This window comes from Streptococcus sp. HMSC066F01 (assembly GCF_001837335.1).
Taxonomy (GTDB): domain Bacteria; phylum Bacillota; class Bacilli; order Lactobacillales; family Streptococcaceae; genus Streptococcus; species Streptococcus oralis_S.
In genome coordinates, this window is sequence record NZ_KV832077.1 from 1 (window position 1) to 1148 (window position 1148).

General features: G+C 39.5%; 1 protein-coding gene and 1 pseudogene. Both read right to left on the reverse strand.

Annotation, left to right across the window (positions count from 1 at the left end; all coding sequences use genetic code 11):
• Positions 1-448, reverse strand: a pseudogene (locus HMPREF2655_RS02620) (cell surface protein); the annotation flags it as partial.
• Positions 449-523: 75 nt separating this feature from the next.
• Positions 524-1148 (reverse strand): LPXTG cell wall anchor domain-containing protein (locus tag HMPREF2655_RS02625; protein ID WP_142352103.1); only part of this gene is annotated, 625 nt, incomplete at its 5' end.

Sequence of the window (1148 nt, forward strand, 5' to 3'; positions counted from 1 at the left end):
TGATTTCTTGATGCTCAACTTTTGGTTCCGTTGGTTGTTCTGTCTTACCAGCCAACAAAGCTTCAGCCTTGGCTTTCAACTCATTGTAGCGAGCTTCATATGCCACAAAACCTTTTTGAGCTTCTGGACTCTTCATTGCCTTCTTTGCGGTAGGAAGGTAGTTAGTAGCTTCCGCCAAACTATCTTCTAATCCAGCTTTGTTGTCTTCATCATTAGGATTAGCTTTATAGTCAGCAATGAAAGCCTCTAGATCATTCAGTTTATCTCTAAATCGAAGTGCCATGACTCTCTCTTGGCCATCTGGAATTTCTTCATCTTCCGCCGGTGTTTCTTCTGCATGCACTGTTGGAATTTGATATAGATCTGGAGCTACATGATACGTTGCTACTCCAAGAGCGTTTAAAGCAAGTATTGAAATCCCTAACTTTAATAATTTTTTTCTACTCATTCTTTTTCCCTTAACACTTTCAAAATACAGTAAGGAGGAGAGTAAATATTTCTACCCTCCTCTTACTATGCAATCCTATTGTTCAGCTGTGTTTTTCCAAACTAGAAGTCCTGTAAGTCCAAGAATGAGAACTGCAATGACTTCAAAGAGTGTAGAAACTTCAGAACCTGTATTTGGCAAGTTTTTGCCTGGATCTTTTGGTGGAACTTCCCCCTCAGAAGGTGGAATATTTGGAGCCGGTGGTGTTACCGGTGTTGGTGGGAACACCACAACTGTATTGGTAGATTGTGGGGTGTGATTGAAGCTTACTGTAGCTGTATTTGGTACACCATCCTGATACTTAGCGAAGTCTGTTCCTTCTTTGAAGTTTGTGTAAAGAACGAGAGTTACTTTACTTCCCTTCAAGGCTTCAAGAACATCCTTGTCGCTGATTTCAAGAGTCACAAGATTTTCAGTTTCATCGTAAGTAACAGTGGCAATTGCTTCTAATTCTTTACCTACTAATTCACCACGATCATTTGAAGACTTACTCAATTTATCAATAGCTGCTTGAAGCTTAGTTTGAGCTTCTTTTAGTTTCTTGATTTCATTTTCAAGTTTCTCTTGTTGTTGTTTCTTATCAGCTGGTGCCAATTCTGCTTCTTTCTCTGCTGGTGTTTGAAGTTTAGCTAAGTTTTCTTCAGCTGCTTTCAACTCTGCT